Origin of the sequence: Albibacillus kandeliae (assembly GCF_003116585.1) — a bacterium.
Lineage (GTDB): Bacteria > Pseudomonadota > Alphaproteobacteria > Rhodobacterales > Rhodobacteraceae > Albibacillus > Albibacillus kandeliae.
Window position 1 is genome coordinate 89064 of record NZ_QEHM01000010.1, and the last position, 26559, is coordinate 115622.

The 26559-nt window shown below is 65.0% G+C and carries 26 protein-coding genes; 10 read left to right on the forward strand and 16 right to left on the reverse strand.

The genetic code is table 11. From position 1 onward, the window contains the following. Positions 1-8: 8 nt before the first annotated feature. Together DDT93_RS21585 and DDT93_RS21590 are read right to left on the reverse strand one after the other, a co-directional pair. Entirely contained in the window at positions 9-779 is a 771-nt protein-coding gene (locus DDT93_RS21585) for an SDR family NAD(P)-dependent oxidoreductase (protein ID WP_109467972.1), read from the reverse strand. Between the two features lie 16 nt (positions 780-795). After that, complete coding sequence (locus tag DDT93_RS21590) at positions 796-2313, reverse strand: aldehyde dehydrogenase (protein ID WP_109467973.1); 1518 nt, start codon at positions 2311-2313, stop codon at positions 796-798. A 259-nt stretch (positions 2314-2572) separates the two neighbouring features. On the opposite strand from DDT93_RS21590, the gene DDT93_RS21595 reads away from it, so the two are divergent. Further along, positions 2573-3328 (forward strand): IclR family transcriptional regulator, encoded by a 756-nt coding sequence (locus tag DDT93_RS21595; protein ID WP_109467974.1) that lies wholly within the window; start codon positions 2573-2575, stop codon positions 3326-3328. A 27-nt stretch (positions 3329-3355) separates the two neighbouring features. Here the strand turns inward: DDT93_RS21595 and DDT93_RS21600 are convergent, their stop codons facing one another. Genes DDT93_RS21600 through dctP form a run of 6 tightly spaced genes read right to left on the reverse strand, consistent with a single transcriptional unit; the run spans position 3356 to position 9753 of the window. Beyond that, positions 3356-4207, reverse strand: coding sequence for an alpha/beta fold hydrolase (locus DDT93_RS21600; protein ID WP_109467975.1), 852 nt, complete (start codon positions 4205-4207; stop codon positions 3356-3358). Between the two features lie 35 nt (positions 4208-4242). Continuing rightward, positions 4243-5589: an NAD(P)/FAD-dependent oxidoreductase gene (locus DDT93_RS21605; RefSeq protein WP_109467976.1), complete on the reverse strand. Its 1347-nt coding sequence runs from the start codon at positions 5587-5589 to the stop codon at positions 4243-4245. Beyond that, complete coding sequence (locus DDT93_RS21610; protein ID WP_109467977.1) at positions 5586-6794, reverse strand: amidohydrolase; 1209 nt, start codon at positions 6792-6794, stop codon at positions 5586-5588. Before DDT93_RS21610 ends, DDT93_RS21605 begins: the two co-directional genes overlap by 4 nt. A 53-nt stretch (positions 6795-6847) precedes the next feature. Further along, positions 6848-8137, reverse strand: a complete 1290-nt coding sequence (locus DDT93_RS21615) for a TRAP transporter large permease (protein ID WP_109467978.1) — start codon at positions 8135-8137, stop codon at positions 6848-6850. Then, on the reverse strand, positions 8137-8706 hold the full coding sequence (locus tag DDT93_RS21620; RefSeq protein WP_157960250.1) for a TRAP transporter small permease: 570 nt from the start codon (positions 8704-8706) through the stop codon (positions 8137-8139). The genes DDT93_RS21615 and DDT93_RS21620 overlap by 1 nt, the downstream gene beginning before the upstream one ends. Positions 8707-8763: 57 nt before the next feature. After that, positions 8764-9753 carry a TRAP transporter substrate-binding protein DctP gene (dctP, locus tag DDT93_RS21625; protein WP_109467980.1) on the reverse strand — a complete coding sequence of 330 codons (990 nt, stop codon included), beginning with the start codon at positions 9751-9753 and terminating at the stop codon, positions 8764-8766. A 155-nt stretch (positions 9754-9908) separates the two neighbouring features. Here dctP and DDT93_RS21630 point away from each other — a divergent pair, with 155 nt between their 5' ends. From DDT93_RS21630 to DDT93_RS21650, 5 genes are all read left to right on the forward strand, one after another. Further along, entirely contained in the window at positions 9909-10550 is a 642-nt protein-coding gene (locus DDT93_RS21630; protein ID WP_157960251.1) for a TetR/AcrR family transcriptional regulator, read from the forward strand. A gap of 101 nt (positions 10551-10651) precedes the next feature. Then, on the forward strand, positions 10652-11668 hold the full coding sequence (locus DDT93_RS21635; RefSeq protein WP_269800958.1) for an agmatine deiminase family protein: 1017 nt from the start codon (positions 10652-10654) through the stop codon (positions 11666-11668). Beyond that, positions 11669-13426, forward strand: coding sequence for an amidase (locus DDT93_RS21640; protein ID WP_109467982.1), 1758 nt, complete (start codon positions 11669-11671; stop codon positions 13424-13426). A gap of 337 nt (positions 13427-13763) precedes the next feature. Beyond that, positions 13764-14855 carry a carboxynorspermidine decarboxylase gene (locus DDT93_RS21645; RefSeq protein ID WP_109467983.1) on the forward strand — a complete coding sequence of 364 codons (1092 nt, stop codon included), beginning with the start codon at positions 13764-13766 and terminating at the stop codon, positions 14853-14855. 82 nt (positions 14856-14937) lie between these two features. Then, positions 14938-16191, forward strand: coding sequence for a saccharopine dehydrogenase family protein (locus DDT93_RS21650; RefSeq protein WP_109467984.1), 1254 nt, complete (start codon positions 14938-14940; stop codon positions 16189-16191). 54 nt (positions 16192-16245) lie between these two features. Here the strand turns inward: DDT93_RS21650 and DDT93_RS21655 are convergent, their stop codons facing one another. The 5 genes from DDT93_RS21655 to DDT93_RS21675 are packed head-to-tail and all read right to left on the reverse strand — an operon-like array spanning position 16246 to position 20884. Continuing rightward, the gene (locus DDT93_RS21655) at positions 16246-17187 is read right to left on the reverse strand and encodes a fumarylacetoacetate hydrolase family protein (protein WP_109467985.1); all 942 of its coding nucleotides are present in this window, start codon (positions 17185-17187) and stop codon (positions 16246-16248) included. Between the two features lie 11 nt (positions 17188-17198). Continuing rightward, on the reverse strand, positions 17199-17969 hold the full coding sequence (locus DDT93_RS21660) for a cyclase family protein (protein WP_109467986.1): 771 nt from the start codon (positions 17967-17969) through the stop codon (positions 17199-17201). Positions 17970-17982: 13 nt separating this feature from the next. Next, a complete protein-coding gene (locus tag DDT93_RS21665) occupies positions 17983-19284 on the reverse strand; it encodes a TRAP transporter large permease (protein ID WP_109467987.1) in 1302 nt (433 codons plus the stop codon). A 2-nt stretch (positions 19285-19286) separates the two neighbouring features. Next, a complete protein-coding gene (locus DDT93_RS21670) occupies positions 19287-19823 on the reverse strand; it encodes a TRAP transporter small permease subunit (RefSeq protein WP_109467988.1) in 537 nt (178 codons plus the stop codon). Then, the gene (locus DDT93_RS21675) at positions 19820-20884 is read right to left on the reverse strand and encodes a C4-dicarboxylate TRAP transporter substrate-binding protein (RefSeq protein ID WP_232825529.1); all 1065 of its coding nucleotides are present in this window, start codon (positions 20882-20884) and stop codon (positions 19820-19822) included. Before DDT93_RS21675 ends, DDT93_RS21670 begins: the two co-directional genes overlap by 4 nt. A gap of 135 nt (positions 20885-21019) precedes the next feature. Between DDT93_RS21675 and DDT93_RS21680 the strand changes: the two genes are divergently transcribed. Then, positions 21020-21706, forward strand: coding sequence for a TetR/AcrR family transcriptional regulator (locus DDT93_RS21680; RefSeq protein ID WP_109467989.1), 687 nt, complete (start codon positions 21020-21022; stop codon positions 21704-21706). Positions 21707-21787: 81 nt separating this feature from the next. Here DDT93_RS21680 and DDT93_RS21685 read toward each other — a convergent pair whose 3' ends face one another. Genes DDT93_RS21685 through DDT93_RS21695 form a run of 3 tightly spaced genes read right to left on the reverse strand, consistent with a single transcriptional unit; the run spans position 21788 to position 23701 of the window. After that, positions 21788-22270, reverse strand: a complete 483-nt coding sequence (locus DDT93_RS21685) for a VOC family protein (protein ID WP_198654935.1) — start codon at positions 22268-22270, stop codon at positions 21788-21790. Positions 22271-22304: 34 nt separating this feature from the next. Next, a complete protein-coding gene (locus DDT93_RS21690) occupies positions 22305-22979 on the reverse strand; it encodes a glutathione S-transferase family protein (protein ID WP_109467990.1) in 675 nt (224 codons plus the stop codon). After that, positions 22976-23701, reverse strand: coding sequence for a DUF1428 domain-containing protein (locus DDT93_RS21695; RefSeq protein WP_109467991.1), 726 nt, complete (start codon positions 23699-23701; stop codon positions 22976-22978). Before DDT93_RS21695 ends, DDT93_RS21690 begins: the two co-directional genes overlap by 4 nt. 94 nt (positions 23702-23795) lie before the next feature. On the opposite strand from DDT93_RS21695, the gene DDT93_RS21700 reads away from it, so the two are divergent. The 3 genes from DDT93_RS21700 to cysT all read left to right on the forward strand — a co-directional run bounded on the left by DDT93_RS21700 (position 23796) and on the right by cysT (position 26559). Then, positions 23796-24452 carry a winged helix-turn-helix transcriptional regulator gene (locus tag DDT93_RS21700; protein WP_109467992.1) on the forward strand — a complete coding sequence of 219 codons (657 nt, stop codon included), beginning with the start codon at positions 23796-23798 and terminating at the stop codon, positions 24450-24452. Between the two features lie 171 nt (positions 24453-24623). Then, the gene (gene cysP / locus DDT93_RS21705) at positions 24624-25655 is read left to right on the forward strand and encodes a thiosulfate ABC transporter substrate-binding protein CysP (protein WP_109467993.1); all 1032 of its coding nucleotides are present in this window, start codon (positions 24624-24626) and stop codon (positions 25653-25655) included. A 61-nt stretch (positions 25656-25716) separates the two neighbouring features. After that, complete coding sequence (gene cysT / locus DDT93_RS21710) at positions 25717-26559, forward strand: sulfate ABC transporter permease subunit CysT (RefSeq protein ID WP_109467994.1); 843 nt, start codon at positions 25717-25719, stop codon at positions 26557-26559.

The window sequence follows — 26559 nt, forward strand, 5'->3', positions numbered from 1 at the left end:
GGCACGTTTCATTTCGCGGTGAAGCCACCGTCGACCGGCAGTTCGACACCGGTGACAAAGGCGCTGTCGTCCGAGGCCAGCCAGAGCACGGCTTGGGCCACTTCCTCCGGCTGGACCAACCGGCCCAGCGGCACTGTTGCCGTGTACTTGTCCTCGGCCGCCTTGGCCTGCTCCGCACTGACCCCGCGGCCGGTAAAGCCGGATTTCATCGGCGTTTCCGCCAACCCCGGGCAAACCACGTTCACGCGGACATTGTCGGGTGCGAAGGTCTGGCACAGAGATTTGGTCAGCCCGACCACGGCGAACTTGCAGCTCGAGTAGACCGGCGACCACATGGAGCCGACCATGCCGGACACCGAGGCGGTGAAGATCACCGAACCGCCGCCGCGCTTGCGCATGTACTGCACCACTTCGCCCGCGCCGAAGCTGGCCGAGCGCATGTTCAGGTTCAGCGCGAGCTCGTATTCCGCCGCGTCCAGCCCCTCGATGCCGCCCGGGCCGGGGATACCCGCATGGGCCCAGAGGATGTCGATCCCGCCCAGCTTGGCCGCTGCGTCGTGGATCGACTGGCGCGGTCCTTCCACCGTGCTGAGGTCGGCCTGAACCGTCGTCAGCCGGTCGCCATCGGGGTCGAGCGTCGCCTTGAGCACGGCCAGCGCGTCGGCATTGATATCGACGGCGCAGACCTTTGCGCCTTCCTTCAGGAACAGTTCCACACCGGCGCGGCCCATGCCGGAGGCGGCCGCCGTAATGACGGCGAGTTTGTTTTGCAGTCTCATCGAGTTCTCCAGGGCCTCAGTCGGCGTATGCGTCGGGAAATTTGCCGGTGGTCGAAATCACCGTGGTGCGGGTGTCGAGGTAGGCGTCCATCGCCTCCACCCCGTTCTCGCGGCCCCAGCCGCTTGCCTTGAACCCGCCATAGGGCGTGGTCCACCGGATGTAGCGGTAGGTATTGACCCACACGATGCCCGCCCGGATCCGCGCGGACACGCGGTGCGCCCGACCGACATCGCGGGTCCACAGCCCGGCGGTCAGGCCATAGGCCGTGTCATTGGCCAGCGCGACCGCCTCTTCCTCGTCGTCGAAGGGGATCAGCGCAGCAACCGGGCCGAAGATCTCCTCGCGGGCGATCCGCATATCGTTGCGCGCCCCGGCGAACACCGTCGGCTCGACGAAATACCCGTTCGACAACGCTCCGGCGTCGAGGCGGTTGCCCCCGGCCACGAGCTCGGCCCCCTCCTCACGTCCGATCTGAACGTAGCGAAGGGTCTTTTCCATCTGCTCTGCACTCGATTGCGGCCCCATGTGGGTCGCCGGATCGAGCGGCAGCCCGACGCGGACCTTTGCCGCGCGCGCCGCAAAGGCTTCGACCACTTGGTCGTAGATCGGGCGCTGGACCATCACCCGCGAACCCAGCGCGCAGCTCTGCCCGCAGAGGGTCCATGCCGAGTTCGTCGCCGCATTCAGCGCCTGTTCCACGTCCGCATCCGCGAACAGGATGTGGGGCGACTTGCCGCCCAGTTCGAAGGTGTATTTCTTCAGGCTCTGCGCCCCGGTCCGCAGGATGGCGCGGGCGGTCTCGCCCTCGCCGGTAAAGGCGATCTTGTCGACACCCTCGTGTTCGGCCAGCGCCTCGCCCGCTCCGCCACGGCCATATCCCGGCACCACGTTGACGACCCCTGCGGGAAAGCCCGCCTCCTCGAACAGCCGGGCCAGTGCCAGCGCGGTCACTGGCGTCTGCTCGGCAGGCTTCAGCACCACGGTACAGCCCGCCGCCAGGGCGGGGCCAAGCTTCCAGCAGGCCGACATCAGCGGCACGTTCCAGGGGCAGATCATGCCAACGACACCGACGGGCAGGCGCGAGGTAAAGACATGCACCGCATCGCCCATCGGGATGCTGCGCCCATCGTGCTTGTCGGCCAGCGACGCGAACCAGTGGTAATACTGGGCGTGCATCCCGATGTCGGCGCGCGTCTCGCGCAAAGCCCGGCCTGAATCACGGGTCTCAAGCTGTGCCAGGTCTTCGACTTTGGCTGCGTAGAGGTCGGCGAATTTGCGCAGCATGGCCGCGCGCTCGTGCGGGGCTATCCGGGACCATTCTCCCTCGAATGCTTCCCGCGCCGCCGCGACCGCGCGGTCCACGTCCGCCTTGCCGCCATATGCGACCCTTGCCCATACCGCGCCCGTGGCCGGATCGATGCTCTCGATCATCCCGCCGTCCTGCGGAGCAACCCAGCTGCCGCCGATGTACAGGTTGGGGTATTCTTCGACCGGGCCACCATGCCGCTGGATCGCAGAAAACTGCTGGTTCATCACGGCTCCTCCCTTCCGTAATTCCGATATCGCAATCATATGTTCACGATATTGAATAACTCAATCTCGACTTTCTGCTTACATGAGGTTAGCGGCTTAAGAAGCAATCAGTTGATAAAATTACATATTATGTGAGAGCGCGCGTGAAATGCTGGCGAACACTCTCGACATATGTTCTATCTATTCATGATCATGACTAACAAATACACCAAAGCGAATCGCTCGGCGCATCCTCGGTGAATCAGAAAGGACAAAGCGTATGAAGGTCAGGCAGGCAGCTAACGTCGTCACTCTGCTGGAGTACTTCGCCGCCCGGGGTGAACCGGCCACGCTGGCAGAGATCGCCGATGATCTCGGATGGCCGCGCTCCAGCACCTTCAACATCGTCGGCACGCTTGTCGAAGTCGGCTACTTCTACGAACCGCGCAGTCGCGGCGGCTACTATCCCAGCCCGCGCTGGCTCAGCATGGCGCAGGAGATCGCCGAGAGCGACCCGATCCCCGACGTGATCCGCCAGCTCGCCGACAAGGTCAGCGCCGAGACCGGAGAGACCACCGCAATCGGCTCAATGTCAGGCCAGTCCGTGGTGTTCATCCATGTCTGCCAGTCGCGCCAGCCGATCCGCTATAATGCCGAGATCGGCACCACCGTTCCCCTGCATGCAAGTTCGGCCGGACGGTCGATCCTTGCCCAAATGGAGCAGCAGGAGCGGGATGCGTTCTATCGCAAGCTCAACTTCGAGAAGTTCTCGGACACCACCCCGATGAGCATAGACCGCATCGAAAGCGACCTGCGCGAGGCCGAGGCGCGTGGCTATCACCAGAGCGACTCCGAATACATCGCCGACCTTGCAGGGGTCGCCCTGCCCCTCGCCTATGGCAGTCGGCGGCTCTCGATCGTGGTCGCTGGCCCGGTGTCGCGCTGCCTCACACGAAGGCCCCAGACCGCGCAGGCCATCCGCCGGATCATTGCCGACTTCGGCATGAAGGTCTGGCCAGCGCCGCACCCCACCTGAGAGGGGTGCCACTTTCTGGATCACACCTTAGTTCGACGCGAGGAACTCCAGAACCATCGCGTTGAACGCCTCCGGCGCCTGGATCGGCATGAAGTGCGACGCGTCCGGCATGACGGCCAGCTTTGCCCCCGGAATACGGTCGACGATGTCCTGCGAATGCTTGACCGATATCGCGTCGTACTGCCCGACCGCGATCAGCGCCGGGGCCTCGATGTTCTGCAACTCGTCCAGCATGTGCGGCTCATCCGTCCACATCTGGTAGACCGCAGCGCTGAAGTTCTCCCACTTCTCCGGGGTCGGCGACAGGGACCGATAGGCCATTTCGGACTGGTTGCTCTCGATCGTGTAGGGCGGTTTCGAGAGGTTTTCCATGTCATAGGCGTCGGTGTCAGCGTTCGAGCCGAAAGTCACGAACCGCGCGACCTTATCCGGATAGCGATAGCCCATGATCATGGCGATGTTGCCGCCGTCGCTCCACCCGACTATGGGCGCCGTCGCGATCCCGAGGGCATCCATCACCGCGACCACGTCATCGGCCATGCGCTCGTAATGCAGCGGCTCGCCGTTCCAGCTCGACCGTCCGTGCCCCCGGCTTTCGATCAGCAAGACGCGGTGATCACCCGCGAACGCGGGAACCTGGTTGCCCCACGAGAGTGCGCTGCCGGTGCCGCCGTGCAGGAAGACGAGCCAGTCGCCCGTGGTGCCGTGCACCTCGAAATAGACCTTTTCGTGATCCGCGGTTGCCACCATGCCCGACACCGCGGGTTCAGGCAGCGGGGCCGGATCGGGGATCGTGTCCCAAGCGTTCTGGGCGAGGGCCATCGTCGCAGTAACCATCAGCGCCGCCGCTCCTGTCACAAATCGGGTTGCTCTCTTCATGTCACGCTCCACTGTTGTTGTCACGATGGACCCGGTCAGAGCGCCGGGCCGGGACGGATCGGGCTGCCATCCTCGAACCGGGACAGGCGGAAACGGGTCAGGTCGTGGCCCGGGGCCTTGTCCTGCATCAGGTCGGCCAGCACGCGCCCCACGCCGGGGCCGATGCCGAAACCATGCGCGCTCATCCCCGTCCCGATGAAGAGACCGGGGAGCCGGGCAACCCGGTCGATCACCGGGACCACGTCGGGCATGGCGTCGATCATCCCGGCCCAGGTCCGGCGGAACGCCACCGGCCCCAGTTCGGGAAACAGCGACTGAAACCGCTGCCGCATCAGGCGCAGGTCACGCGCCTCCGCCGGCGGGTTCAGGATACGCATCCGCTCAAACGGCGTGATCTCCTCCAGCGACCACTGGCGCGGGGTCGTCCACGCGTCGGGGTATCCGCGCGGCGCATAGGGCCGCAGGCCCGGTCCGGTCGGATCAGCCCTGAGCGCGGGCAGATAGGATCTGAAGTGCCGGAACGCGTCGGGGCCGAGGAGGACCTGATGGCGCCCCCCGGCCGAGAGGGTATAGCAGCCGTCCTGCCGCCGCCGGAAGGCGACCAGTTCATCGGTCGCCGCCCCTGCATGAATCTCCGGCAGCGGCTGCGTCGCCGCCACGGTGGCCCGCACCGACACCTGCGGGATCGAGACACCGTGCCGCCGGAGCAGGAGCGAGGACCACGCCCCGCCTGCCACCAGCACACGGGAAGTAAGGACCCGGCCCGCTTCGGTAACGACACCAGCGATCCGCCCCGCAACGATGTCCAGCCCCCGGACCGCACAATTCTCGACGATCGTCGCACCCTCCTCGACCGCGAGGGCCGCAACCGCTGGAACCGCGGTCCACGGTTCCGCCCGCATGTCCGACGGCGTCGTCAATGCCCCGAGATAGCGCGCGCCCGTGCCCGGGATCAGCCTCTCTGTCTGCTCCGGGCTCAGCACCTGCGAGTCGAGGTCATGCGCCCCGGCCAGCTTGGCGAAGGCGGCGAAATCCTCCATCTCGGCCTCGGTCCGGGCCAGATAGGTCACCCCGGTCTCCTGCAGACCGATGGCATCGCCGCACTTCTGCGCCAGCCCCTGCCAGTGACGGCGCGCCTCGATCATGATCGGGAGTTCATCCGGATCGCGCCCCTGCTGCCGGACCCAGCCCCAGTTCCGCGAGGACTGCTCGGCGGCAACACGACCCTTTTCCAGCACGACCGCGCGAACACCCGCGCGAGCGAGGAACAGGGCGGTCATGATGCCGACGATCCCCCCGCCGACAATCACGGCGTCCGCCTCCTGCGGCAACGGACCGGCAAAGCGCGGCGGGGTTGCCAGAGTAAAGGGAAACTCGGTCATGACCCGAGGCGATCTCCGGATTCGGCCCCGGTCCGGTCCAGGCAGGCGGCGATGGCCTCGGAGAATATCCGGACCCCGACCGGGATCAACGTGTCGTCAAAGTCATACTCCGGGGTATGGACAGCAGGGCTGTCCGGCCCGGCCCCGAGGAAAACCATCGCGGAGCGCGCACCGGCCTTGCCGAAACGCCCGAAATCCTCTGAGGCGACCGATGGACCCGGCGGCGTGATCCGCCGGATGCCAGACCGGGCGAGGGCCTCGGCAAGACAGTCCACCGCGTCGGCGTCATTCACCGAGGCCGGGAACACGTCCTCGTAGCCAATCGCGACGGCCAGTCCGTTGTCCAGCGCCGTGCGCTTCGCCAGTTCCTCCGCCCGCTGCACCACGTCCGACATGTGCGCGTCATCCGCCGTGCGAAGCGTCACCTGGAGCCAGGCCTCACCCGGTGCAACGCCGTAGCTTGGCTCGCCCAGCCGGGCGTGGGTCGGTGTCACCATCACGAAGTCCGGCTCGGGCAACTGGCCCGCGCCAAGAGCTTCCAGCGCCGGCAGCAGGGTGCACATGGCCCGCATGGGCGACAGTCCGTCCCCGGGGCGCGAGGCATGGGCGGTCGAGCCGGTCAGCCGGATCCACATGCCGCGCGAGGCACAGTTCGCCGGACCGACAACCAGCTCGGCCGAGCCCTTCTCGATCTCCGGCATGTTGTGCAGGGAAAACGCCCAGTCCGGCCTGATCTCACCATAACGCGGGTCCGCGACCACGGCGGCCGCGCCCTGACCGGTTTCCTCGGCGGGCTGGAACATCAACACCACCCGCCCGCGCGGGGGGCGCTGGCGCGACAGAACACGGCCCAACCCGACGAGGATCGTGCTGTGCCCGTCATGCCCGCACAGATGCGCCGTCCCGGGCTTGGCGGACCGGTGGTCGATCTCACCCAGTTCGAGGATCGGAAGGGCGTCAAGTTCCGAGCGGACGAGGATCGTCGGCCCGGGCATGCCGGAGTCATAAACCGCCGCAACGCCATGCCCGCCCAGCCCCTCGAGAAGTGCGTCGGGCGCAGTCGGTTCGAGCATCGCGCAGACCCGGCGGGCCGTCTCCTGCTCTTCCCCCGACAGCTCGGGGAACCGGTGCAGCTCGTGGCGGAAGGCCGTCAGCTCCCGGATGTCGGCATCGCCGAGCGGTGGAAAGAGTGTGTCGTTGTTCATGGTCTTTTGCCTTGTGGTGACGCGACATGCGCGGGCGGCTGGGGACTCCCCGGTCAGCCGAAGAAGAATTCGGGTAGGAACATCGCGATCTGCGGCACGAAGGTGACCAGCATCAGGGTCGGCAGCCAGGCCAGCAGAAGGAACGCGATGGTCGGTTTCATCATCGCCTGGACCGAAACGCCGGTGACCCGTGTCCCGAGATAGAGCAAGGGAGCGGTTGGCGGGGTGATGTTGCCCATGCCAAGGTTCACGCCGAGGATCGCCGCGAAATGGATCGGGTCGACCCCGGCATTGGTTGCGATCGGCGTCAGCAGCGAGGCGCTCAGCACCAGCCCGCTGAAGTCGTCGATGATCATGCCCATAATGATGATGACGAGGTTCACCATCAGCATCACGACGACCGGGTTGTCAGATACGGAATAGATGAAGTCCTGCGTCAGCTGCGGCACGTCTTCGAAGATCAGGTACTTGCTGACGATCAGCACCATGAAGATCATCACCATCACGACGCCGATGGTCACGCTCGACTCCTTCAGGGTCTGCCAGAAGGTGGCCCATGTCAGCCCGCGATAGATCAGGAATCCGACGGGCAGCGCGTAGATGGCCGCGACACCGGCGGCCTCGGTCGGGGTCATGAAACCGCCGTAGATACCACCGAGCACGATCAGCGGCATCATCAGCGCGGGGATCGCCCGGAAGGTGGTCCGCCCCAGTTCGGGCAGGACCGGCCCGGTCGGCCGGATCGTCAGGATCTCGGTATTGCGGCGCAGAAGGAGGAAGTTCACCGCGACGAGGAAGGCCGTCAGGACAAGCCCCGCGCCGAGCGCGGAGAGAAAGCACTTCAGAACCGATTGCTGGGTCAGCCACGCATAGACCAGTTGCCCGCCGCTGGGAGGGATCAGCAGGCCAAGCGGACTGGCGCTGACCAGCAGTGCCGCCGAGAACCCGCGCGGATACCGGTTTCTCTCGAGATGCGGCATCATGATCGAGCCGATGCAGGTGAGGGTCGCGGCCCCGCTGCCCGAGATCGCGCCGAACATGGCGCTGGCGATCACACCCGCCGCACTCAGCCCGCCCCGCACCCGGCCGGTCAGCAGCTCGGCGATACGCACGATCGGGTCGGCGATGCGGCTGCGCAGCATCAGGTCGCCGGTGATGATGAACAGCGGAATCACGAGGATGATCACCGTGTTCAGCTTCCAGTGCCCGGTGCCCATGAAGGCCGCCGTGTTGTGATCGCCCAGCACCGCGATCAGGATCAGCACGCCGCCAAAGGCCATCGGGACAGAGACCCCGATCAGCAGAAGAACAACAAGCAGGATGATGGAGCCGGTCAGGATCATCAGAAGGCCCCCTCTGGCCGGGTCTCGTCGCCCGGGGTCTCGGGCAGTATGGCGCTGCCGAACCGTAGCAGGACATAGAGGTGAAGTGCCGTGTAGAAGGCGATGAAGACAAAGCCGACCAGGGTCGCGAGATGCGGCACGAGGAAAGGTATCTTGAGCGCGATGGTGGTCTGCCAGCGTGGATAGGCGGCGATGTCGCTCGCGACCGACTGCCAGGCCCACCATGTCAGAACCAACACGATAGCCAGTTCAATGACCGCGACCGTGACCTGCCGCGTCCAGCGCAGCCGACGAGAGCTGAAGACCGACTCGAGCAGATCGGCGCGGATGTGCGCGTTCTGATAGCTGCCCACTGCGCCACCGAGGAAGTAGAGCCAGAAGGCGAGAGGAAGCAGCCACTCCTCGTAGGCAAAGAGATCCGCGTGCAGCAGGTATCTCATGATCACGACCAGTGTGAAGGTAAGCGGCAGCAGGATCGTCGCCACCGCGCCGAGGGTCAGCTTGATCCGCACCATGGCGCGGACGAACCGCGCCGTTCCGGGCGGCAGATGATTGGCTAGGTCTTGCACGGGAATGACTCTTTGGTGGCCCCGGTCGGCGGGCGGCGCGTGCCGCCCGCACGCTCGTTACTTGGTAAGACGATCGATCAGATCCTGCCCGACAGACCCGCTCAGCGTCGGCCAGACATCGGCCACGACCTTTTCGCGGATCGCCGACATCTCCTCGGGCGTGAACTCGACGATGGTCCAACCCTTGTCACGCAACTGCCCCACGAAGCCTTCGGACCGCTCCAGCGCATCCTCGGCGATAGTCGAGGCTGCTTTGGACGCGGCAGTCTGGATGACCTCCTGCTGCTCCGGGCTCAGCTTGTCCCAGCTCTGGCCGCTGATGTAGATCTCCTGGATCTCGACGAAGGCGTTGTAGGCCAGGAAGGTATTGCCGACATCGCTGGCCGCGAAGGTGGTGTAGGCCCATTCCGGAGTACAGCAGATGGCGCCGTCGATGGTCCCGGCCTGAACCGCCGGAAAGACCTCGGCCCAGTTCATCGTGGTGGTCTGGTAGCCCAGCGTCTCCATGGTGGTCTTGACGATCTGCGAACTCCAGACCCGGATGTTCATGTCCTTGGGGCCAAGCCCTCTCGGATCAGCAGGCATGTCGGTCGCGATCATGCCGATCAGACCCTCGCCGATGGTGGCCAGATGCTGCACCCCATGATCCGCAAGGATCTCGGAGATCACAGTGTTGAACTCCGACGTCGGGTCGCCCAGCACGCTGCGGATCTCGTCGCCCGAAGAAATCAGGAACGGCAGGCTCAGCACCTCCAGCCGGGGGTCGGCCTGCGCGTAGACGGTGCCGTGCACCATGTCGATGTTGCCAAAGCGGACATCGTTGAACAGTTCTTCGCCCGAGCCGAGCTGACCGGCCGGGAAGTACTGGACCGTCACGCCGACATTGGCGGATTCGATCTCTTCGATCATCTGCTCCAGTACCTTGGAGCCGAAGTGCTCGGCCGGCAGCGTCCCGGCAAGCCTCAGCTTGACGTCCGCTGCCAGCGCGAAACTGGAGGAGAGCATGAGTGCGGCCACCGGCCACAGAAGCGTTCTTTGCAAAGTCATTTCAGGTCCCTGTCGATCTCTTGTCTGTTGACGCCGGTGTGATTCCGGCCCATTTCGAACCACAACATAACAGGTGTGATGTTGCTGAACCTAAGGCCGGTGACGAAAACCTGTCAAGCGTGTTAAACCGATCTCGCAGCCAGACAGGAGGTCCCGTGCAAGCAACGTCCAAAAGAAAGTCGGAACCCCTGGTCGAGGCAGACTGGATCCACGCGGCACGGCGGATCCTGATCGAGGAAGGGATCAAGGGCCTGAGTCTCAGACGGCTTGCGGCGGCCCTCGGGGTCACTACCGGCGCCTTCTACTGGCTGTTCGGCAACTTCGACGATCTGCTCGACAAGCTGCGGCAGGACTGGGAAGAGCAGAACAACCTGCACTTCTCTCTGGTGTTCGAGTCACCGGACCTCGACAGCCGCCAGAAGTACATCGAATACCTTCGGATCCTGCTGGACAAGCGCCGCTACGATCCCGAGTACGACGGCGCGATCCGGGATTGGGCCCCCTTCTCGCCGGAAACCGCGGCGACCCTTCAGCGGGTAGATGACCTTCGGATCCGACAGCTCGAAAGCATGTACCAGGGGTTCGGCAACAAGGGCCTTGCCGCCCGCGTCCACGCCGAACTCGCCTACTTTCACCAGATCGGCTACTACCTCGTCGGGGCGTCGGAATCCCTTGAACAGAGGTTGGAAAAGCTGCCGTTCTACGCGCAACTGGTCTGCCCGGACATCATCCCGCTCGACAGCACCATAGAGGACCTGCGCGCGCTGTTGGTGCGCAACGAAGACCTCCAAACCTGAACCGCCCGCCAGCCACTCGGCGGGAGACACCCCCTGCCGAGTGCGCTATGGAACACCCGAGTTCGAAGACACATGCCAGGAGCCCCCACATGACATGGACGATGCCGCCAGAGACCGCACCGCAAGAGCGCGTTTGGATGGCCTTTCCCCGTGAGGGCTCGACGCTTGGCGAGACCAGCGCCGAGCGCGAGGCCGGCTACGCGGCCTGGGCCGAGGTGGCCAACACCACGGCGGATTTCATCGGTGTGACCATGATCGTGGACCCGAGCGAGACGCGCAGGGCCAAGACCATGCTTGCCGGTGCGGTGGAGATCGTCGAACGCCCCGTCGGCGAGTTCTGGATGCGCGACACCGGCCCGACCTTCGTGCTCGACGAGTCCGGGCGCCTTGGCGCGGTGGACTGGGTCTTCAACGGCTGGGGCGGCCACGCATGGAGCAACGCCGAACCCGACGAAGACATGGCCCGATTCATCGCCGGTCTGGCGGGCGCCGAATGCCTGTCCTCCGAACTGGTGAACGAGGGTGGCGGCCTGCATGTCGATGGCGCCGGCACGGTGTTCCTGACAGAGACGGTGCAGCGCGATCCCAACCGCAACCCCGGCATCGCCCGTGCCAAGGTCGAGCAGGAGATGGCCCGCTTGCTGGGTGCGCGCCAGACGGTCTGGCTGTCGCAGGGACTGACCCGCGACTACGACGACTTCGGCACCTCGGGCCATGTCGACATCGTGGCGACCAGCCCCGCGCCGGGCCTGATCCTGCTGCACGCCCAGAACAATCCGGAGCATCCCGACCATCAGGTCATGGCGCTGATCAAGCGCGAGTTGACCGCAGCGCGGGACGCCGACGGAAACCCCTACGAGATCATCGACATGCCCGCCCCCGAGCAATTGCGCGACGATCACGGCTGGGTGGATTACTCCTACATCAACCACCTCGTGACCAACGGTGCCGTGATCGCCTGCGGCTTTGGCGAGGACCGCGCAGATGGCGCCGCCCGCGAGATCCTTGCCCACGCCTACCCGAACCGCACCATTGCCATGCTCGACTCGCGCGAGCTTTTCGCGCGCGGCGGCGGGATCCATTGCATCACCCAGCAGCAGCCCAAATCGGTGACGTAAGTGAACGTCATCGAGGCCACGATCGCCGACCTGCAGGCAGCGCTGAGCAGCGGCGAGGTCACCGCTGTCGAACTGGTGACCGCCTACCTCGACCGGATCGCGCAATATGACTGCGCGGGTCCGACGCTCAACTCGGTGGTGGTGGCCAACCCGGCGGTTCTGGACGAGGCGCGCGCCTCGGACCAAAGGCGCGCGGCCGGGCGCACCCTGTCCCCGCTCGATGGAATCCCCTACACCGCCAAGGACAGCTACAAGGCAAAGGGCCTGACCGTCGCCAGCGGTTCGCCTGCCTTTGCCGAGCTGATCGCCGGCGACGATGCCTTCGTCATCGCCCGCCTGCGCGCCGCCGGGGCTATCCTCATCGGCCTGACCAACATGCCACCAATGGCGAACGGCGGCATGCAGCGTGGCGTCTACGGCCGCGCGGAATCGCCCTACAACGCCGACTACCTGACTGCCGCCTTCGCCTCCGGCTCCTCCAACGGATCCGGCACCGCGACCGCCGCCAGCTTTGCCGCCTTCGGGCTCGGCGAAGAAACCTGGTCCAGCGGCCGCGCGCCTGCCGCGAACAATGCGCTCTGCGCCTACACACCCAGCCGGGGCGTGATCTCGGTGCGCGGGAACTGGCCCCTCGTGCCAACGATGGACGTGGTGGTACCGCACACCCGCACGATGGCCGACATGCTCGCGCTGCTGGACGTGATCGTCGCGGACGACGAGGACACCACCGGTGATTTCTGGCGCTCCCAGCCCTGGGTCGAGATTCCCCGCCCCTCCGATATCCGCCCGGAATCCTACGCCGCGCTGGCGGAAACCGGCAGTCTCGCAGGCCAACGTTTCGCCCTGCCCGCCATGTATATCAACGCCGACCCCCTCGCCGGAACCGCGCCCGACGGTGGTATCGGCGGCCCCACCGGTCAGCGGATCGAGACCCGCCCCTCGATCGTTGCCCTGATGGATGCGGCGCGATCCGCGCTCGAAGCTGCGGGCGCCGAGGTCATCGTCACTGATTTTCCGCTGGTGACCAACTACGAAGGCGACCGCCCCGGCGCGCCGACGATTCATACCCGCGGGCTGGTGTCGTCTGCCTACCTGGAACGCGAGATCTGGGACCTGTCGGTCTGGTCGTGGGACAGCTTCCTCAGGTCCAACGGCGATCCGCACCTGAACCGGCTGGCCGACGTCAACGGAGCGCAGATCTTCCCCCGGCCCCAAGGCGCCCTCCCCGATCGCTACACCGGCTTCGACGACGATATCGCGAACTATCCCGACTTCGCACGAACGCACCCCCGGACAGACTTTCGCGACATCCCCGAGCTCGAGGCGGGCCTTCGGGGCCTCGAGGAAACCCGGCGCCTCGACCTCGAAGAGTGGATGGACAACCTCGGGGTCGACGCGGTGATCTTTCCCGCAGTCGCCGATGTCGGACCGGCGGATGCAGACCGCAACCCGGACTCGGCTGACAAGGCGTGGAAGAACGGCACCTGGGTGGCCAATGGCAACCTTGCCATCCGTCACCTTGGCGTGCCCACGGTCACCGTCCCGATGGGAACCATGACCGATATCGGCATGCCCGCTGGGCTGACCTTTGCCGGGCGCGGCTGGTCAGATACCGGGCTTCTTCGCCTCGCCGCAGCCTTCGAGCGAACCGGCACCTATCGCAGTGCCCCGCCCCGAACAGCCGAGCCCGCCTTGGCCGGGGCACACCGCCAGCTGCTCGATTCCGAGGGGCGCTTCACACTTCCCCTGCGGGGTTGAGCGGCCTCCTGCCTTCACGAGATCGTCCGCTGCTCCTCGATTCTCTGTGGCCCGTCTCGCGCCGCAGCAGATTGCCGTTCGACAGCATCATCGCCGCCCGGAGCGTCGCGTCAGATTGACCACGAAGTCCGCCTGTCCGGCGAACCGAAATCCCGCAGACTGGAAAAAGTGCGCTTATCCAAACCATTAGCCCAACCCAACAACCACAGGAACCGCGCGTCAGAAACCGCGACATCGGCGACAGGGGCATTGCGACCTCGCCCCAACCGCTATAAACGGCCCCGGCATCGATTGGCCCGGTGCATTCCCGTCCCGTCCTGACAGAGGCCCGACGCGCATGCAGACGCCCTACTACCTCATCGACAAATCACGCCTTCTTCCGAACATGGAGAAGATCGCGACATTGCGCCAACTCTCCGGTGCCAAGGCGCTGCTGGCGCTGAAGTGTTTCGCCACCTGGTCGGTCTTCGACATGATGTCCGAGTACATGGACGGCACGACCTCCTCCTCGCTCTTCGAAGTGAAGCTGGGGCGCGAGAAGTTCCCGGGCGAGACGCATGCCTATTCCGTCGCATGGGCCCCGGACGAGATCGAGGAAGTTCTGGCCTCCTCCGACAAGGTCATCTTCAACACCGCGCAGCAGTTGTCCCGCTTTGAAGAGGTCAGCCGCAACCACATCCGCGGCCTGCGGGTCAACCCCGGTGTCTCGACCTCTGGCTTCGACCTCGCCGATCCGGCGCGCCCCTTCTCGCGCCTGGGCGAGCACAGCCCTGAAGTGATCGAGCCAGTGGCGGACCTCATCACCGGTTTCATGTTCCACAACAACTGCGAGAACGCGAGCTTCGAGCGGTTCGACGAGATGCTGGGCCAGATCGAGGCGCGCTTCGGTCACCTGATCAAGCGGATGAACTGGATCTCCCTTGGCGGCGGTATCCACTTCACCGGCGAAGGCTACCCGCTCGAAAAGCTTGCCGAGCGGTTCAAGCGGTTCGCGGGCGAAAACGAGGTGCAGGTCTACCTCGAGCCCGGCGAAGCCGCGATCACCAAGTCGACCACGCTGGAAGTCACCGTGCTCGACACGCTCTACAACGGCAAGAACCTCGCCATCGTCGATAGCTCGATCGAAGCGCACATGCTCGACCTGCTGATCTACCGCGAAAGCGCGAAGATGCTGGAAAGCGGCGATCAGGAATGGATGATCTGCGGCAAATCCTGTCTTGCCGGTGACATCTTCGGAGAGTTCCGCTTTCCCGATGCACTGAAACCCGGCGACCGCCTGTCGATGCAGGATGCGGCCGGTTACACAATGGTGAAAAAGAACTGGTTTAACGGCGTGCAGATGCCCGCCATCGCCATTCGTGAGCTCGACGGCTCCGAGCGCCTTGTGCGCGGCTTCACCTACGAGGATTTCGCGGCGGCCCTGTCGTGATCTGTCCGCGCCCTTGAAAGGGGCGCCTGTTGACCTGGCGCCCGCCCCGGCGGTGCGCCTCATCATCTGAGGGGATTCAGATTTGAAGAAGAACGTACTCATCATTGGCGCCGGGGGCGTCGCCCAGGTCGTTGCGCACAAGTGTGCCCAGAACAACGACGTGCTGGGCGACCTCCACATCGCCAGCCGCACGGAATCGAAATGCGAGGCGATCATCGCCAGCGTGAACGCCAAGAACGCGATGAAGGTCGCGGGCGCCTTCACTGCCCACGCGGTCGACGCGACGGATTCCGAGGCGGTGGCCGCGCTGATCCGCGAGACCGGCGCGCAGATCGTGATCAACGTGGGCACCGCCTTCGTCAACATGCACGTCCTCGACGCCTGCATCGCGACCGGCGCCGCCTATATCGACACCGCGATCCATGAAGAGCCCGAGAAGATCTGCGAGACCCCGCCGTGGTACGCGAACTACGAATGGAAAAAGCGCGATCTCTGCACCGAGAAGGGCGTGACCGCCATCCTCGGCGCCGGTTTCGACCCGGGTGTCGTGAACGCCTATGCGCGCTATGCCATCGACCAGATGGACGAAGTGAAGAGCATCGACATCGTCGACATCAACGCCGGGAACCACGGCAAGTACTTCGCGACGAACTTCGACCCCGAGATCAACTTCCGCGAGTTCACCGGCGTGGTCTACTACTGGGAAGACCAGCAGTGGAAGGAGACGACCATGTTCGCCTCGGGCCACACCTGGGATCTGCCGGTCGTCGGCCCGTCGCAGGCCTATCAGTCGGGCCATGACGAGGTGCATTCGCTTGCCACCAACTATCCGCAGGCCGACGTGCGCTTCTGGATGGGCTTTGGCGATCACTACATCAACGTCTTCACCGTTCTGAAGAACATCGGCCTGCTGTCCGAGCAGCCGGTGGTGACCGCCGAAGGTCAGGAAGTGATCCCGCTGAAGGTGGTCAAGGCCTGCCTGCCGGATCCGGCCAGCCTCGCGCCGAACTACACCGGCAAGACCTGCATCGGCGACCTGGTGAAGGGCACGAAGGACGGCAAGGACATCGAGCTCTTCGTCTACAACGTGGCCGACCACAAGGAAGCCTACGAGGAAGTGGGCAGCCAGGGCATCTCCTACACCGCAGGGGTGCCGCCCGTCGCCGCGGCGATGCTGGTGGCCACCGGCGAGTGGGATGCGAAGACCATGAAGAACGTCGAGGAACTGGACCCCAAGCCGTTCTTCACCCTGCTCGATCGCATCGGCCTGCCGACCCGCGTGGTCAAGGGCGGCCTCGGCGGCGAAGACATGGCCTGGACCGACTACCAGGGCTGATACGGATCGGGGCGGCCAAGGGCCGCCCCGTCTGTTCTCAAGCCGCGGGGTTTCTCACCCTTTGCGCACCACGGTGTTCGTCAGGGTTCCGATCCCGTCGACCGTCAGCTCCACCACGTCACCATCCGCAAGGAACTCGAAGCGCTCGAGTCCGCAACCGTCGTCGACGGTGCCGCCGCCGATGATCTCCCCGGCGTGCAAGGTTTCGGCATTCGAGATAAAGGCGATCATGTCCTCGTACCCGTGGAGCATTTCGCCGAGGCGGCTGTCGGTCACGGTGCGCCCGTTGATCTTTGCCACGCAGCGGAGCTCGCGATAGTCCGCGATCTCGTCGGTGGTCACGATCCACGGGCCAAAGACGTTGCCCGCGTCAAAGCTCTTGCCCTTGGCAGGCCCGAGCATGCCCTGCATCTCGCGCAACTGGGCGTCGCGGGCCGAGAAGTCGTTGAAGATGGTAAAGCCAAAGACATGATCCATCGCATCGGCAGCCGCGATATCGCGCCCGCCCTTGCCGATGACGACAGCCACCTCCAGTTCGTAATCCATGTAATCGGAATAGCCCGGCCAGACGATCTGGTCGCCGTTCCCTGCCACGCTGAAGCGGTTGGTGATGTAGAAGATCGGCTGCGCCTTGTAGATATCCGGAACGCTGCCCTCGGCTGGTCCGGGGTCGCTCTCGCCCGCCAGAACCGCCGCAAGGCGACGCATCCCGACCGGAGCATGGGCGATGTGCCGTGGCGCGGTCGAGGCATCGCGGATCTGCGGCGGGCACGGCAGCGGCGCCAGAAGGCGCACCTTGGACACGGGCACGGTCACCTCTGCCGCGTCGAGCGCACGGCGCGCGGTGGCAAGCCCGGCGCTCCCCGCCTCGATCAGGGACTGCATGTCGGCCAGCTCCGGCAGGCCGGTCGAGGTCAGGCACACGAGGGTCTGGCCGTCACCCATAAGGGCGCCGAGCCGGTGGCCCTTGCCACCGTCGAATGTTGCAAGTTTCATGTCGGTCTCCTTCAGTCCCGGATGATGGCGACCGGGCGGCACCAGCCGGCCGAGGCACCCTTGATCTTGACGGGAAAACACTGCACCTCGAAGCCGGTGGCTGGCAGGTCCTCGAGGTTGGCAAGCTTCTCCATGTGGCAATAGGCGCGGTCCATGCCCGCCCGGTGGCCCTCCCAGATGAACGAGGGATCGCCGGTTTCCGCCACCTTCTTCGCGGTATGCACAAAGGGCGCATCCCAGCTCCACGCATCGGTGCCGCAGACCCGCATCCCCCGCTCGGTCATCCAGTTGGTGGCCGCACGACCGATACCGCAGCCGCTCGGCACATACTTCGCCGTCCCGTAGTGGGCCGCGGCGGCGGTGTTCACCAGAACGATGTCCCCCGGTTGCAGCTCATGCCCGATGCGGTCGAACTCGGCTTCGACCTCCTCCGGCGTCACGACATGACCGTCCGGCAAGGCGCGGAAGTCGAGCTTGACGCCCCGCCCGATGCACCATTCCAGAGGCACTTCGTCGATGGTGATCGCACGCTGCCCACCGTCCATGGTGGAGTGATAGTGATAGGGCGCATCGAGATGCGTGCCGTTGTGCGTCGAGAGCATCACCTGCTCCACCGCCCAACCTTCGCCGCCGGGCAGACCATCGCGGGTCACGCCGGGGAAGAAGCCAAGGATCTGGTCGGCGGTTTCCTGGTGATTGAAGTAGGTGATCTTGGGCGCAAGCCCCGGCGGATCGGCGTATTCGGTGTTTTCCAGCGGTCGAGCGAGATCGATCAGGCGCATGGGGTGTCCTTTCTCAGCGGCCCAGCAGGCCGGTTGCAATTTGGGGGATGAAGATCAGCGCCACCAGCGACAGCGCCATGATCAGGGCAAACGGCGCCGCACCGCGGAACACCTCGCCCAGCGTGATACCCGTATCCTTCAGCGTGGCGTGCACCACGAAGACCGAAAGGCCGAGCGGTGGCGTCAGCAGACCGACCTCGACCGCCAGAACGGTGATCAGCCCGAAGTGCACGATGTCGATCCCCATCTGCTGGGTCACCGGGTAGGCCAGCGGCACCGTGACCAGCATGATGGAAGAACTGTCCAGCACGGTGCCCAGCAACACCAGCAGGCCGGCAAAGAGCAGCAGGAAGCCGACCGGCCCGATACCCGAACCGATGGCAGCCTCGGTGATCGACGCGGGCAGGCCCGAGTAGGCCAGCATCCGGCTGTAGATGGAGGCCCCGATGATCAGGAAGCAGACCGCCGCCGTGATGTGCCCCGTCTGCACCGCGATCCGCCACGCCGCGCGCGGCCCGATGCGGCGCAGCAAGACGCCGATGATCAGCGCGGCCGCGGCCCCCACGGCCCCGGCCTCGGTCGGGGTGAAGAACCCGAGGTAGATACCCGACAGCACCAGCGTGGCGAGGGCAAAGACCGGCAGGATGTTCCAGACCGGGGTCCGCTCGTCGTGTTCAGGACCCTTGATGCCGTCGAACAGGTTGGGGCGGGCAATGCCCAGACCACTCAGGTACAGGATATAGGCAGCCGTCAGCAGCAGCCCGGGCCCGATGCCCCCGATGAACAGGTCCCCGATGGAAGAATCCGTCAGGATCGCGAAGAGGATCAGCAGCAGCGACGGCGGAATAAGCATCCCGAGCACCGAGGAGCCTGCAACCACGCCGACCGCGATGCTGCGGTTGGTTCCGGCGCGTACCATCTCGGGCACGGCGACCTTCGAGAACACGGCAGCGGAGGCGATGGAGATACCGGTGATCGCCGCGAAGACCGCGTTCGACAGCACGGTTGCCACGCCAAGCCCGCCGCGCCAACGCCGCAGACCGCGCGAGATCACGGCGAAGGTATCCCGCCCCATGCCGCTCTCCGACACGGCGAGACCCATCAGTACGAACAGGGGCACGACCCCGAAGGTGTAATCGGCGATACTGTCCGTGGCCGCGAGAGCGACGAAGTTCATCGCGAGCTTGAACTTGCCCGTGATCGCCCAGACCCCGAAGAGGGAGACACCGGCCAGCGCGATGGCCACGTGAATCCCGGCATAGATGGCAATCGCGATCGCGATCAGCGACAGGTAGCCGACGGTGATTGGATCCATGGTCAGACGCCCTGGTGTTTCTTTAATTCGGTTACGGCGGCCAGCAGGAAGGACACCGTCAGAAGGGCAGAGCCGAGCACGATCAGGAACAGGAACGGCCAGACCGGCAGGGTGAAATGTCCCTGGATCCCCTCCATTTCGCCCCGCTCGTAGGCGCGGACCACCTTGGGCCAGACCGCCCAGGCCAGCGTCGCGGCAAAGGCCGCCCCGCACAGCTGCGCAATCAGGTCCATCGCCAGTCCGGCCCGGGGCCAGCGGCTCCGCACCATCCCGAGGATCCCGTCCGAACGGATCATCTCGCCCTTACGGTGGGTATGCGCGATCTGCAGGAACACGATGCCCACGATGGAGTACTTCACCATCTCCGGAACACCCGCGATGGGGTGGCCCATCGTTTCACGGCCAAGGATGTCGCAGACGATCAGGACCATGAGGCCCAGGATCCAGAGGGTCGCCACGACGTTGGCGGCCCCCATGACGGCATCCGCGGCCCGGTCGAGGCGCCCACGCGCCCCGGCCGTCGCAGTCACCGGTGTCATTCGGCCGACCAGTCCCGCGGCAGCGAAACGCCGGCATCCTTGAGATGGCCCATGTAGGTGGTCAGCACCTCGGTGCCGGGCAGGCCCTTGCCGTCGAGGTCCTTGGCCCAGTCCATCGCCACGTTCGGCAGGGTGGTCGCCCACTTGCTGCGCTCATCCTCCGAGAGTTCGCTGATCTTCGCGCCGCCCTCTTCCATCGCCTTGAAGGCACCCGCGACCCGAACCTCGAGTCCCTGGCGATAGGCGCTTGCAAAGACACTGGCCCCCTTGCGCAGCGCATCCTGCACCACCGGATCCTGCTCGTCGAACCAGCTCTTCTTGGCCACGATGCCGCCAGCGAACTGCGCGCCAAAGTGCACGCGGGTCACGTAGGGAGCCACTTCATGGAGCTTGGCCGCCGCTGCTGCGGTCGGGAAGACGATGACGCCCTCGGCCACGCCGGTCTGGATGTCGTTGTAGTAGGTCGTCAGGTTGCCCGAGACGCCCACCGCGCCGGTATCCTTCAACCAGTTCACCGCGGGCCCGGGCGCGTTGATCTTGCGGCCCTGCAGATCGGCGAGTCCGGTCACGGGAAAGGTCGTCATCAACAGGTAGTCTTCCAGCCCGAAGCCGCCGCCGAGATACTCGAGGTCGAGATCTTCCCAGAGTTTGCGCATCGCCGGGATTTCTTCGTGCATTCCGTCCACCGTCGACAGGACAAGGTCGACATCCGGCGAGCCGAAGGGCGTGACATAGGTGACGTTCTGCAGGCTCAGAAGCGAAGGCTCGAACAGCGAGGACACGATCCCGACCTGCGCCAGCCCGTCTTCCATCGCCTCCATCTCGCCGCCGACCTTGGCCAGCGTACCGCCATAGGCCTCGGTCCAGCTGATGCTAAAGTCGGTGCCTTCCAGCGCCTTGTTGACCGCCGGGATATAGGCCTCGGACAGGGTCTTGACCCACAGGAACACCGGCGGGTGGCCGGCAACCGCCGTCACGTCCAACTCTTCGGCCTGCAGGCCGGGTGCATAAGACATCGTTGCCGCCAGCGCGCAGCCGGCCAGCATTCTACCGAAATTCATCAGGAACTCCTCCCCGTTGCGCCGAAGCCCAAGCTCCGGCATTCTCTCCTCGAAACAAACTATCTGTACGTACGTATAAAAAGTCAATCCTCGGACTTCGCCACCTCGTCCGAAAACGTCCCGGAGACCCAAGGCTTGCCGCAACCGCTTGAAAACCCTGAGACATCACGCTCCACCGACGGGCGACTCGCGCGTGGCGAAGCCACCCGGGACAGGGTTCTCGATGCCGCCGAGAGGTGCTTTGCCGCCAACGGATTCGCCGCGGTGACCATTCGTCAGATCGCCCGCGAAGCGGGAGTCACGCTCGGCGTTGTCGGCTTTCATGGCGGATCGAAGGATGAACTCTTCGGCACCGTCCTTGCCCGCCGGACGGACACGCTGAACGCGCTCCGCACCGAGGCGCTGGCCGAACTCAAGGCCGGGGGCGCGTTTACCATCCGGGATCTGGTGGATGCCTACCTCGCGCCCTACCTGCAGATCGCCTCGCGCGGAGATCCGCAGTGGCGCGCCTATGCGCAGCTGATCGCGCGTATCGTGTCGGACGACCAGTACTACCCACAGGTCCGCGATCTCTACGACCCGGTCGCCAGGACCTATATCGACGAGATCCGACGCCTGCGCCCCGCTGCCAGCGCCGAGGCGCTTGCCACGGTCCTGACCCTTACCGTGTCCTCTATGCTCTCGATCGTCGCCAGCCGGGTCCGGATCGAGGGGCTCTCCGGAAAACCCGCAGGCGACAGCCCGCTGGATTACCGAACGATCCTCGTCGATTTTTGCACGGGCGGCATCGAAAAGGCCCTGCCTCCGAATGAGGCATCTTGAGACAGCAATGTAACGGATTCTGAGACGAAAGAAGGCAAGGCAGCCGACATGGGCTGCCCTGTCTCCGCGCCGGTTCGGAGGCTAGTCGCCTCGGCGCGCACGTTCGATCGCGGTAACGTCGATCTTGCCCATCTCCATCATGGCCTCGAACGATCGCCTGGCTTCGTCGCCGCCAGCAGCGAGCGCTTCCATCAGGACCCGAGGTGTGATCTGCCACGAAATGCCCCACTTGTCCTTGCACCAGCCGCAGGCGCTCTCCTGCCCGCCGTTGCCGACAATCGCGTTCCAGTAGCGGTCGGTTTCCTCCTGATCCTCGGTCGAGACCTGAAACGAGAACGCCTCGCTGTGGTGAAACGTATCGCCCCCGTTCAGGCCAAGGCAGGGGATGCCCAGCACCTTGAACTGAACGGTCAGCACGTCCCCGGCCTTGCCCGAGGGATAGTCCGCTGGCGCGCGATGCACCCCCGTGACCTCACTGTCCGGAAACACCCCGGCATAGAAACGCGCGGCGTCCTCCGCCTCGCTCTCGTACCAGAGACAGACGGCGTTCTTCGGAATCGTCATGATTTACTTAACCTTCCTACAGATCTGCTCGGGGTCAGGCCGGGCTCGCCACGGCACGCGCCTCATCCGCCGCAGTCCAATGTGCCATGTGATCGGCCATCGCCCGTTTGAACGCCGGCCGCCCGGTTCCGCGCCGTACAAAGGCGCCAAGCTCCGGGCACTCTGTCAGCATGCCCTCGGCATCGAGGACCCGCAGAACGTCGATCATGGCGAGGTCCCCCACACTGAACTCCCCGGCGAGCCACTCCTTCTTCGAGACGACGTTTTCGAGGGCGGCGAGTCGCGTCGCCAGCCCCTCGCGGGCGTGAGCGATGACAGCCGGAGCCGGGACCGGACCGAAGACCTCCGGCATCCGTTCGGCGAGGACAAGGTTTATCCAATGGGAACCCGCCACCTCGATCGTGTTCAGGGCGGCGAACACCCATTGCGCCACTTCGGCCTTGCGCGCCTCGGGCAGAAGCGCGGTGCCCTCGGCAAGATGCATCATGATCGCCCCGCTCTCGAACAGCGTCATGCCGTCGTCCTGAATGACCGGAACCTGCGCGAAGGGCTGCATGGCGCGATGCGCATCGCTCTTGGGCTGGGTCGGGACAGTCTTGACCTGATAGTCCCTCCCCAGCTCTTCCAGAATCCAGCGCACCCGAATGTCGCGCACGAAGCCGCGCGGGAACTCCGGCAGCCAGTCATAGGTGTAGAGAGTCAGTGTCATGCCGCAGTCCTCGAGTCGAAGATCGGGTCAAAGCCGCCCCACATCATCCGCATTCCGTCGAACGGCATGGTGGAAATGTCCATGTCTCCCATCTCGGCCTCCATCGCACGCGAGGCCGCGTCGCAGGTCGCGCGGTCGGGCCAGATCGTCCAGCTGAACACCGGCACTTCGCCGTCCTCGGCCTTGGTCGCGCGATAGAAATCGGTCACCTTGCCGTGCGGCACGTCCTCGCCCCAGCATTCGACCATCCCCGAACACCCGCCCTTGCGGAAGTGTTCCCAGCCTTCGCCCGCCATCTTGACGTAGGTCGCCTTGTTGCCCTCGGGCACTGCCAGCAGAAAGCCTTGATAGTAGCCCGCGGCGCCGTCATCGCCCGCCTCGTAGATCGGCGCGAACCCACCAAAGACCATGCGGCTGCCGTCGAACGGCATGGCGGGCATGGAGGCCATCGCCGGGTCGCTCTGCATCTTCTGGAACGCGGCATCGGCGGTCGCCCGGTCGGGCCACTCGATCCACGAAAACACGATGGATTCACCCTCCTTGGCCTGCACCGCGCCCTGGAAATCGGTCACCTTGCCCTTGGGCACATCCGCGCCCCAGGACTCGACCATACGGCTGGCGCCATAGGTCTGGAACAGGGGCCAGACCGCAGCGACATGCTGCTGGTAGGCCGCCTTGTTGGCGGTCGGGACGGCCGCCACCGCACCGGTAAAATACGTCATCTCGTGAAACCTCCCATACAGAAGCAAGGCGAATCTCGCTTGCAGGGTCAGCCTGCCAGCGGTAGTATTAAAAAACAACTGAAAGTATCTAAATGTGACTGAACCGGCGAAAACCCCCCGACTGCGCTATGACGAAGGATGCCTTGCCGCCCATGCCCTGAACCTGATCGGGGATCGGTGGGCCCTGCTGGTGGTGCGCGAGCTAATGTTCGCGCCCAAACGGTTCCAGATGATCCGTGCCGGCATGCCCGGCATCACGGCCAGCGTGCTCACCGGGCGGCTCGCGCAACTCGAAGAGGTCGGCGTGGTTTCCCATGACGACCGGCTCGGGATCTATTCGCTGACAGAAGCGGGGCGCGGGCTCCTGCCGGTGCTCGAGTCCCTGTGCCGCTGGGCTCTCACGGTGCCCGGGCATGATCCCTCGCGCTTCATTAGCCCATCCGCTCTGATGATCTCGATGGGAGTGAACCTTGTCCCCGCCCGCGCGAATGGCCTTGAGGCGCTTGCCGGATTCGACCTCGGCGGTGAGGCGTTCGAGATGCGGCTGACCGCAGGACAGCTCACGACCAGCGCGGTCGCCCGGGCCGAGGCGCCCTTTGTCCTCCGCGGAAACGGCAACACGATGGCCAGGGCGGTCTACGGCGAAACCGCGCTGCCCGACCTGCTTTCGGCAGGTGTCGTCGGAGCCGAAGGCGACCTCGCGTCGGCCGAGGTCTTCCTCTCCCTCTTCACCCTCGCCCCGCAGGTCTGAATCCGGGCCAAAAGGGCGAGACGAAGTTTCCTCCCGGGACCTTCGCGGCAAGACGTTTCTCCGGTCGCGAGCAAATCTTTGGACGACTTTCCCGATCTGATTGCCAACTTCTTGTATATCATGGGAAAATGTTCTCATTAGCGGTCGAAATACCATTAAGGAATCGATCCTATGATGACCTCCTCCAAGTTCTGGTCCTCGCTCAACATCAAACGCAGCTTGAGTGCGGCCGCCATCGCCCTGGCCGGCCTGACCAGCCCCGCCCATGCCGAGGACCGTGAAATCCTCAACGTCTCCTACGACATCGCCCGCGAACTCTATGCAGCGCTCAATCCGGCCTTTGTCAAACAATGGCAGGAGCAGACCGGCGAGACGCTGACCATCCAGCAAAGTCATGCCGGATCGTCCAAGCAGGCGCGCGCCATCCTTCAGGGCCTCAAGGCCGACCTCGTGACGTTCAACCAGGTTCTCGACGTCCAGATCCTCGCCGACCGCGGTTTCGTCTCCAAGGACTGGCAGACCGAGCTGGGCAACAACGCGTCGCCCTATTACTCGCTGCCCGCCTTCCTTGTGCGGGGCGGCAACCCCAAGGGCATCAAGGACTGGGATGACCTCATCCGCGATGACGTCTCCATCGTCTTCCCGAACCCCAAGACCAGCGGCAATGCTCGCTACACCTATCTCGCTGCCTATGCCTACGCGCTCGACAAGTTCGAGGGCGACGACGCGGCGGCGCAGGACTTCGTCGGCAAGGTGCTGAAGAACGTCGTGGTGTTCGACACCGGCGGGCGTGGCGCCACCACCAGCTTTGTCGAGCGCGGTCTGGGCGACGTGCTGATCACCTTCGAGGCCGAGGTGGAGAACATCCGCGCGGCCGAAGCCGAAGGTGCCTACGAGCGTGTCGTTCCGCCGGTTTCGCTGCTGGCCGAATTCCCGGTGGCGCTGGTCCAGAAGGTCGCCGAAGAGCGTGGCACCACCGATGTGGCAAAGGCATACCTCGAGTTCCTCTACAGCAAGGAAGCGCAGGAGATCATCGCCTCGTTCAACAACCGCGTGCACAACCCCGAGGTCGTCGCCGCAACGGCAGACCAGTTCCCCGAAGTGCGCCTGATCACGGTCGAGGACGTCTTTGGCAGTTGGGCGGAAGCGCAGGAAACCCACTTCGGCGACGGCGGGACGCTGGACAAGGTCTTCCGGAACTGATCCAGACAGCGCGTCATGCCGCGACCCCGCGGCATGACACCTCCGAGGGAAGTTAGACCAAGTGACCGCGATACCCCGCTCAACTCCGCGCGTGCTGCCCGGGCTCTCGCTTGGCCTGGGCATCTCGATTCTGTTCGTGACCCTGATCGTGCTGCTGCCGATCTCGGGCCTGTTGTGGCAACTGGCCCAGCTTACGCCCGCAGACTACTTCCGCGTCATGTCGTCGGAGCGTGTGCTCACCGCCCTCAGGGTCACCCTCACTGCCGCGGCCGCCGCCACGCTGATCAATGGCGTCTTCGGCCTCATGCTGGCCTGGGTCCTGACCCGGTATCGTTTTGCAGGTCGCGGACTGATCGACGCGCTGGTCGATCTGCCCTTCGCCCTTCCGACGGCGGTGGCGGGCATTGCCCTCGTCTCCCTCTACGACCGTTCCGGGTGGCTCGGCAGCGTCCTCGATAAGTTCGGCCTGCAGGTCGCCTATACCTGGTGGGGCATCATGATCGCCATGATCTTCACCTCGATCCCCTTCGCCGTGCGCGCGATCCAGCCAGCGATCGAGGAACTCGACCCCGACGAAGAGGCGGCCGCGCTGACCCTTGGCGCGAACGGTGTGCAACGGTTCCTTCGGGTCGTGCTGCGCCCGCTGATGCCCTCTATCCTGACCGGCGTGGGCCTGTCCTTCGTGCGTTCAATGGGGGAATTCGGGGCCGTCATCTTCATCGCGGGCAACCTCCCCTACAAGACCGAGATCGCCTCGCTGCTGATCCTCATCCGGCTGGACGAATTCGATTACCCGGCCGCGGCGGCCATCGCCGGCACGCTGCTCCTGCTCTCGGTCATCCTTCTGGTCGCCATCAACCTCGCCCAGACCCGCATGCAGCGCTACCTGAGAGCCGAGGGCTGA